We start from the raw sequence: 8,280 nt of genomic DNA, 5'->3' as shown, positions 1-8,280 counted from the left end.
GGATGCGGGCGTGGACTACGAACTGCGCGGCATGGAGAAGCCGTCGGACCATGCGCCGATCTGGCTGGAACTGGCCTGACCTTCGAATCGCCTGAAATCTCCTGTGGGAGCGAGCTTGCTCGCGAATGCGGAGTGTCAGTCACCCGATGTGTTTCTGATGAACCGCATTCGCGAGCAAGCTCGCTCCCACAGTTTCATCGGTGTCATGTTTTGGTCATGCGCCTGACTTAATCTCCCCGGCAATCCCCTTGGCCTGATTCGGTGCCGGCATGACCCTGCGTGTTCTGTTCGCTTTTCTGTCGAGTGCATGGCTGACGGTCAGTGCCGCCACCCTGCCCGTCCCCGAAAACGGCCCGGCATTGCGCATTCAGGGTTCCAACACCATCGGCGCCGATCTCGGCCCGGCGCTGGTCGAAGGTTTTCTGCAAGAGCAGGGTCTGCTGAAGATTCACCGCGAAAACCCCGACAACGCCAACGAACAACACATCGTCGCTCAGACTGCGCAAGGCCAACGGGTGGTGATTGAAGTCGCCGCCCACGGTTCCAGCACCGGGTTCACCGCACTGAAAACCGCCAGCGCCGACCTCGCCGCCTCCTCACGCCCGATCAAGGACAGCGAACTGCTCAACCTGGAAGCGCTCGGCGACCTGAAAAGCGCTGAGGCCGAGCAAGTGATTGCCATCGATGGTCTGGCGATCATCCTTCACCCCGGCAACCCCCTGCAGCAACTGGACACCGAGCAACTGGCGCGGATCTTCAGCGGTGAGGTGAAAACCTGGGAAGACCTCGGCGGGCACGGCGGATCGATTCATTTATATGCGCGGGATGATCAGTCCGGCACCTACGACACGTTCAAGGAACTGGTGCTGGCTCGTCGCGGGAAACACCTGAGTTCCAGTGCGAAACGCTTCGAATCCAGCGAGCAATTGTCCGATGCGGTGAGCAACGATCCGCAAGGCATCGGTTTCATCGGCCTGCCGTATGTACGCCAGGCCAAAGCCGTGGCCATCGCTGACGGCGCATCGCAATCGATGTTGCCGCTCAACAGCCTGATTGCCACCGAGGACTATCCGCTGTCGCGGCGCCTGTTCTTTTATTTGCCACCCAGCAACCAGAATCCGTGGGCATCGGCATTGGTAGCGTTTGCGCAAAGCCCACAGGGCCAGAAGATTGTCGCGGCCACCGGTTTCATCAGCCAGACCGTGCACGCGATGACCGTCACCCCGAATGCGCTGATGCCCGAGGGCTATCAATCCCTCAGCCGCCACGCCCAGCGTCTGACGGTGAACTTCCGCTTCGAGGAGGGCAGCGCCAGCCTCGACAACAAGGCGCGGCAGGATCTGGCGCGGGTGCTCGACTATATAAAGCGCCACGCCAAGACCGAGCGCGCGGTGACGCTGGTGGGGTTTGGCGACGAGAAAGATGACCCGGCACGGGCCGACCTGCTGTCGAAACTGCGGGCAATGGCGGTGCGTCGCGAACTGGTGAAGAACGGCGTGGTGATGCGCGAAGTTCGTGGGTTTGGCGCGCTGATGCCGGTGGCGGCGAACAGTGCGGATGAAGGCAGGATCAAGAATCGGCGGGTTGAGGTTTGGGTGTATTGAACCTGATGTTCATGGACTGAATGGGCTGGCCCCTTCGCGAGCAGGCTCGCTCCCACAGTGATCGCGTTCTTCCATTTGCAATGCGGTTTAATGTGGGAGCGAGCCTGCTCGCGAAGCCGGCGACGCGGTCTTAATGACCGCTACGCAACATTTCCTTCGGCACATACTTGCCGATCTCGAACTTGCCAATCGCCGCGCGGTGCACTTCGTCCGGGCCGTCGGCCAGGCGCAGGGTGCGTTGCATGGCGTACATGTAGGCCAGCGGGAAATCGTTCGAGACCCCGGCCCCGCCATGGATCTGGATCGCCCGGTCGATCACCCGCAGCGCGACGTTTGGCGCGACAACCTTGATCTGCGCGATCTCGCTTCTGGCAACCTTGTTACCCACGGTGTCCATCATGTACGCCGCTTTCAGGGTCAGCAGGCGCGCCATGTCGATTTCCATCCGCGAATCGGCGATCTTGTCGACGTTACCGCCCAGACGCGCCAGCGGTTTGCCGAATGCAGTGCGACTCACCGAACGTTTGCACATCAATTCCAGGGCGCGCTCGGCCATGCCGATCGAACGCATGCAGTGGTGAATGCGGCCCGGGCCAAGGCGACCCTGAGCGATTTCGAAGCCTCTTCCCTCACCGAGCAGGACGTTTTCGTACGGCACCCGCACGTTGTCGAACAGCACCTCGGCGTGGCCGTGCGGTGCATCGTCGTAACCGAACACCGGCAGCGGACGGACGATTTTTACCCCGGGGGTGTCGACCGGTACGAGAATCATCGAGTGCTGGGCATGGCGCGGTGCGTCGGGGTTGCTCAGGCCCATGAAGATCAGAATCTTGCAACGTGGATCGCAAGCGCCGGAGGTCCACCACTTCTTGCCGTTGATCACCCACTCGTCGCCATCACGCACGGCACGGGCGGACATGTTGGTGGCGTCGGACGAGGCCACGTCCGGTTCGGTCATGGCGAACGCCGAGCGGATTTCGCCGCGCAGCAGCGGTTCGAGCCAGCGCTGTTTCTGTTCTTCGTTGGCGTAGCGCACCAGTACTTCCATGTTGCCGGTGTCCGGTGCCGAGCAGTTGAACGGCTCTGGCCCGAGCAGCGAACGGCCCATGATTTCGGCCAGCGGTGCGTATTCCAGGTTGGTCAGCCCGGCGCCGAATTCCGACTCCGGCAGGAACAGGTTCCACAGACCTTCAGCCTTGGCCTTGGCTTTGAGTTCTTCCATGATCGCGGTCGGCTGCCAGCGATCGCCCTCGGCAACCTGGCGTTCGAACACGGCTTCGGCCGGGTAAACGTAAGTGTCCATGAACGCGGTCACGCGCTCACGCAGTTCTTGCACCTTGGGCGAATAAGCGAAATCCATGAGCAATTACCTTCTATGGGCAGAGGTTGTTCAGATCATGCAATCGATGCTAGAACAGCGCTGATAATTTACCTAGCCTATTCTCGGCGTGTATAAACATTCATCACCGATATATGATCCGCTGATCGTCAGCCCCTAGAACAAGAGAAGCCGCGTAATGAATCTGAGTAAGGTCGACCTCAACCTTTTCATCGTCTTCGACGCGATCTACACGGAAGCCAACCTGACCCGCGCCGGGCAGATTGTCGGCATCACCCAGCCGGCGGTGTCCAACGCGCTGGCGCGGTTGCGCGAAACCTTCAATGACCCGCTGTTCGTGCGCACCGCGCAGGGCATGGTGCCGACGCCGATGGCGCAGAACATCATCGGCCCGGTGCGCAACGCGCTGTCGCTGCTGCGGGTGTCGGTGCAGGAGAGCCGGATTTTCAATCCGGCGCAGGCGGTGAAGACTTACCGCATCAGCATGACCGACCTCACTGAGGCGGTGATTCTGCCGCCGCTGTTCCAGCGTTTGCGGCGTCTGGCGCCGACGGTGATCATCGAGAGCTTCCTGTCCAAACGCCGTGAGACCACCAAGGAACTGGCGGCCGGACGCCTGGATTTTGCCGTCGATGCGCCACTCAATACCGATCCGCAAGTGCGTCACGTCAAGCTGATGGAAGACCGTTACGTCTGTGCGATGCGCAAGGGCCATCCGCTGGCGGGCAAGGAAAAACTCAGCCTCGACGATTACCTGTCGCTGACGCATATCCACATCTCCAGCCGCCGCAGCGGTCTGGGCTATGTCGATCTGTCCTTGGGGAAAATGGGCATTCAGCGCAAGATCGCCCTGCGCTCGCAGCATTATTTGATGGCATCGCAGGTCATGCAGCAGACCGATATGGTCATGACCGTGCCCGAGCGTTTTGCCCGGCGCAACGATTTGCATGCGTTCAACCTTCCAGTCAACGACGTGCCGCCGGTGGAGACTCACCTTTACTGGCATGAGAGCACCGACCAGGACCCAGCCAACCGTTGGATGCGTGAGCAGATCATCGAGTTGTGCCAGCAAGTGGCGGCGCAGGAGAAGAAGCTCGATAAGGTGTAAGGCTGGCTACCGCGTTTTCGTTCTTCGCGAGCAGGCTCGCGCCCACAGTTGATCGCGTTCCATCTGAAGAAACACGACCGAATGTGGGAGCGAGCCTGCTCGCGAAGAGGCCAGCACTGGCGCCATACATTTTGAACCTTGACGTAAACGTCAACTCGCCATTAGCTTAGCGCCAAGACCTTCTTTCGAGCGCTTTCATGAGCAGCCAGACCTACAGCATTTCCGACCTCGCCCGCGAGCTGGACATCACCACCCGGGCGATCCGCTTTTATGAAGAGCAAGGCCTGCTCAGCCCTGAGCGCCGTGGCCAGGAACGCATCTATTCACCGCGCGACAAGGTCAGTCTGAAGCTGATCCTGCGTGGCAAGCGCATTGGTTTCTCGCTCGCCGAATGCCGCGAATTGATCGAGCTCTACGACCCCTCCAGCGGTAACACCAAACAACTCAACAGCATGCTGGCGAAAATCAGCGAGCGCCGGGCACAGCTCGAACAGCAGTTACTCGACATCGAACAGATGAAGCTGGAACTCGATACCGCGGAAGAACGCTGCGTGCAGGCGTTGGAACAGACGCTCAAGGGCCAGCAATCAGTTCAGTAACCCAAATAAATCCCTTGTGGGAGCGAGCCTGCTCGCGAATGCACCAGGTCAATCGCCAAAGATGTTGAATGACAGATCGCTCGCGAGCAGGCTCGCTCCCACAGGGGCATCTTCGAAGACTTCAGACAATTACAACAGGTCAATCCCATGTCCCTCCCCTCCCAAGTACGCCTGATCGAAGTCGGCCCGCGCGATGGTCTGCAGAACGAAGCCCAACCGATCAGCGTGGCTGACAAGGTACAACTGGTCGACGCCCTGAGCGCCGCCGGCCTCGGCTATATAGAAGTCGGCAGTTTTGTCTCGCCGAAATGGGTGCCGCAAATGGCCGGTTCGGCCGAGGTGTTCGCGCAGATCCAGCGCAAGCCCGGCGTCATCTACGGTGCACTGGCGCCCAATCTGCGCGGTTTTGAAGATGCGCTGGCGGCGGGTGTGAAAGAGGTTGCGGTATTCGCCGCCGCATCCGAGGCGTTCTCGCAGCGCAACATCAATTGCTCGATCAGCGAAAGCCTGGCGCGCTTTGCACCGATCATGGAAGCCGCGAAACAGCATGGCGTTACCGTGCGCGGTTACGTGTCCTGCGTGCTGGGTTGCCCTTATGAAGGCGAGGTCGCGCCGGAACAAGTGGCGATGGTTGCGCGTGAACTGTACGCGATGGGCTGCTACGAAGTGTCCCTCGGCGACACCATTGGCACCGGCACTGCCGGCGCAACCCGTCGGTTATTCGAAGTGGTCTCGGCGCAAGTCCCACGAGACAAACTCGCCGGGCACTTCCACGACACCTACGGCCAGGCGATGGCCAACATCTATGCCAGCCTGCTGGAAGGCATTGCCGTGTTCGACAGCTCTATTGCCGGTCTCGGCGGCTGCCCGTACGCCAAAGGCGCGAGCGGTAACGTCGCCACCGAAGACGTGGTGTACCTGCTCAACGGCCTGGGTATCAAGACCGGTATCGACCTCGACGCCCTGATTGCGGCGGGTCAGCAGATCAGTGCGGTGCTCGGTCGCCCGAGCGGTTCGCGTGTGGCCAAGGCCCGTAACGCCCAGTAAGGGCGAAGGTGTTACCGCCGTGTCTGAAACGTGGGCCTAGTCGAGTAACACGGAAACAAATTGTCTGGTTTGCCCTGAAGGAAAAATCCTACAAAAATCACAAGCCATTGATTTAAAAGGGTTTTAAAAAGTTGGCACGGCTTCTGCTATCTCTATGGCATAACAAGAATAAAAAGCAGCAAACCAATAAAAATAAGACGTACCGACTCTGACATAACAAAAACAACACGGCAGAGACGCAGCTAACAGATTTTTTTGGAGAAGGTGTGCTTTTCAGGGTGCTCTCAGGAGTGACCCGCAACCGGGCAGAGAACAATAAAAACTACCTTCAGGTAGCGCCCGAATCGGTTGGATCGTTTAACGAGAAAGCGGATCAGCGCTCAAAAAAATACGTTTGCTCTTGACCCCGGATGGGGGTCGCCAAAAACAGCGGTAAAGGGCCACGGTTGCCAAAAACAACAACAGACCGCCCCTCAATAATAAAAAAGAGCACGCGACGACAAAATTAAAGGGGAGCTTCGGCTCCCCTTTGTGCTTTCTTGGATTTGTGTTTTTAAAAGATCGCAGCCTGCGGCAGCTCCTACACCGNCCGCCCCTCAATAATAAAAAAGAGCACGCGACGACAAAATTAAAGGGGAGCTTCGGCTCCCCTTTGTGCTTTCTTGGATTTGTGTTTTTAAAAGATCGCAGCCTGCGGCAGCTCCTACACCGATCCCCTGTAGGAGCTGCCGCAGGCTGCGATCTTTTGATCTTCAATGCAGCGCCTTCAGCTCCTCGATACTGATCTCACGCATCCGGAATTTCTGGATCTTGCCCGTAACCGTCATCGGAAACTCCTCCACAAACTTGAAATGACGCGGCGTCTTGAAGTGCGCGATGCGCTCCTTGCACCAGGTTTGCAGTTCCAGTTCGGAGGCATGGTGGCCGGGGTGGAATTTGATCCAGGCAACGATCTCCTCACCGTAACGCGAGCACGGAATGCCGATCACCTGTACATCCGCCACCGCCGGGTGAGTGAAGAAAAACTCTTCCAGCTCACGCGGGTAAATGTTCTCGCCCCCGCGAATAATCATGTCTTTGTTACGCCCCGCGATATTCACGTAACCCTCATCGTTCATGCTCGCCAGGTCGCCGGTGTGCATCCAGCCCGCCTCATCGATGGCTTCGGCGGTGGCTTGCGGGTTGCTCCAGTAACCAAGCATCACGCTGTAACCACGGGTGCAGAGTTCGCCGATGGTGCCGCGCGGAACCAGGTTGCCGGCCTCGTCGATGATCTTGCTTTCCAGCTGTGGCTGAGTGCGGCCGACGGTGGTGACGCGCAGTTCCAGTTCGCCCGATGGACCGGTCTGCAGGGAGACAGGGCTGGTTTCGGTCATGCCATAGGCGATCTGCACCTCGCTCATGTGCATTTCACTGATGACCCGGCGCATCACCTCGATAGGGCAAGTGGCGCCGGCCATGATCCCGGTGCGCAGGGTCGACAGATCGAACTCGGCGCGCTGCGGCTGATCAAGCATGGCGATGAACATGGTCGGCACGCCGTACAGCCCGGTGGCCTTTTCTTCGGCGACGGTTTGCAGGGTCAGTAGCGGATCGAACGCGTCATTGGGGTAAATCATCGTACTGGCGTGAGTGATGCAGCCAAGGTTGCCCATGACCATGCCGAAGCAGTGATACAGCGGCACCGGGATCACCAAGCGATCGTCCGGGGTCAGACCGATGCTCTCGCCGACCATGTAACCGTTGTTGAGGATGTTGTAGTGACTGAGGGTCGCGCCCTTGGGGAAACCGGTGGTGCCGGAGGTGTACTGGATGTTGACGGGTTGGTCGAAGTGCAGGCTGTCGCTGCGTTCACGCAATTGTTCGGCAGAGACACTGGCGGCCAGATCTGCCAGTTGCGACCACGGGAGAAAACCCGAAGGCGGCTGTGCATCAAGGCTGATCAACCCGCGCAATTCCGGCAGGCGCTCGCTGCGCAGTTCGCCGATGGATTGCTCGGCCAGTTCCGGCAGCAAGCCTTGCAACATGCCGTGATAGTTGGAGCTCTTGAACGCTCCCGCACAGACCAGCCACTGACAACCGGATTGCTTGAGTACGTATTCGAGCTCGGAACTGCGATAAGCCGGATTGATGTTGACCAGGATCACGCCGATCTTCGCGGTGGCGAACTGAGTGATGCACCACTGCGCGCCATTCGGCGCCCAGATGCCGAGCCGGTCACCGGCCTGCAAACCCAACGCCAGCAGCGCTTTGGCATGCACGTTCACCGCGTCGGCCAGTTGCCGCCAGGTGTAACGCAGCTGCTGGTGGCGCACCACCAGCGCCTCGCCGTCCGGGTACTGCGCGACGGTCTCGTCGAACTTCTGCCCGATGGTCATCGCCAGCAAGGCTTTGCTCTGGGAACCACGGGTGTAGCTGCGCTGCGGGTTTGCACTGGGTTGATCCATGACGACCCCTATTGTCTTTATTAGTGGGTTAGCCGGAGCTCACTTTTTTACGGGTGGCCTTTGTGGCGAGGGGATTTATCCCCGATGGTGTGCGAAGCGCACCCTCAGCTTTTCCTGTCGAACCGCATTCACAGGT

General features: G+C 59.3%; 6 protein-coding genes. 4 read left to right on the top strand and 2 right to left on the bottom strand.

The genetic code is table 11. The annotated features are described in order from the left end of the window. The first annotated feature begins 269 nt into the window (after positions 1 to 269). Positions 270 to 1,604: a phosphate ABC transporter substrate-binding/OmpA family protein gene (locus tag HXW87_RS14220; RefSeq protein ID WP_095666962.1), complete on the top strand. Its 1,335-nt coding sequence runs from the start codon at positions 270 to 272 to the stop codon at positions 1,602 to 1,604. Positions 1,605 to 1,734: 130 nt separating this feature from the next. Here HXW87_RS14220 and HXW87_RS14215 read toward each other — a convergent pair whose 3' ends face one another. Next, the gene (locus tag HXW87_RS14215) at positions 1,735 to 2,964 is read right to left on the bottom strand and encodes an acyl-CoA dehydrogenase (protein ID WP_239779110.1); all 1,230 of its coding nucleotides are present in this window, start codon (positions 2,962 to 2,964) and stop codon (positions 1,735 to 1,737) included. Positions 2,965 to 3,121: 157 nt separating this feature from the next. Between HXW87_RS14215 and HXW87_RS14210 the strand changes: the two genes are divergently transcribed. The 3 genes from HXW87_RS14210 (at position 3,122) to HXW87_RS14200 (ending at position 5,697) form a co-directional block, all read left to right on the top strand. Then, complete coding sequence (locus tag HXW87_RS14210) at positions 3,122 to 4,051, top strand: LysR family transcriptional regulator (protein ID WP_041075049.1); 930 nt, start codon at positions 3,122 to 3,124, stop codon at positions 4,049 to 4,051. 197 nt (positions 4,052 to 4,248) lie between these two features. Continuing rightward, positions 4,249 to 4,650 carry a MerR family DNA-binding transcriptional regulator gene (locus HXW87_RS14205; RefSeq protein WP_047291666.1) on the top strand — a complete coding sequence of 134 codons (402 nt, stop codon included), beginning with the start codon at positions 4,249 to 4,251 and terminating at the stop codon, positions 4,648 to 4,650. Positions 4,651 to 4,797: 147 nt separating this feature from the next. Further along, on the top strand, positions 4,798 to 5,697 hold the full coding sequence (locus tag HXW87_RS14200; RefSeq protein ID WP_047291664.1) for a hydroxymethylglutaryl-CoA lyase: 900 nt from the start codon (positions 4,798 to 4,800) through the stop codon (positions 5,695 to 5,697). Positions 5,698 to 6,449: 752 nt separating this feature from the next. On the opposite strand, the gene HXW87_RS14195 is transcribed toward HXW87_RS14200, so the two are convergent. Beyond that, the gene (locus HXW87_RS14195; RefSeq protein ID WP_239779109.1) at positions 6,450 to 8,144 is read right to left on the bottom strand and encodes an AMP-binding protein; all 1,695 of its coding nucleotides are present in this window, start codon (positions 8,142 to 8,144) and stop codon (positions 6,450 to 6,452) included. Between the last annotated feature and the right edge of the window lie 136 nt (positions 8,145 to 8,280).

This window comes from Pseudomonas sp. Y5-11 (assembly GCF_022368695.1).
Classification (GTDB): Bacteria; Pseudomonadota; Gammaproteobacteria; order Pseudomonadales; family Pseudomonadaceae; genus Aquipseudomonas; species Aquipseudomonas parakoreensis.
Note: the sequence above shows the minus strand (reverse complement) of the source record. Positions and strands in the feature narration are given on the sequence as shown.

Coding starts and splice junctions, on each gene's coding strand:
- HXW87_RS14215 (WP_239779110.1), bottom strand. CDS start 2,964: ATGGATTTCGCTTATTCGCCCAAGGTGCAAGAACTGCGTGAGCGCGTG.
- HXW87_RS14200 (WP_047291664.1), top strand. CDS start 4,798: ATGTCCCTCCCCTCCCAAGTACGCCTGATCGAAGTCGGCCCGCGCGAT.
- HXW87_RS14220 (WP_095666962.1), top strand. CDS start 270: ATGACCCTGCGTGTTCTGTTCGCTTTTCTGTCGAGTGCATGGCTGACG.
- HXW87_RS14205 (WP_047291666.1), top strand. CDS start 4,249: ATGAGCAGCCAGACCTACAGCATTTCCGACCTCGCCCGCGAGCTGGAC.
- HXW87_RS14195 (WP_239779109.1), bottom strand. CDS start 8,144: ATGGATCAACCCAGTGCAAACCCGCAGCGCAGCTACACCCGTGGTTCC.
- HXW87_RS14210 (WP_041075049.1), top strand. CDS start 3,122: ATGAATCTGAGTAAGGTCGACCTCAACCTTTTCATCGTCTTCGACGCG.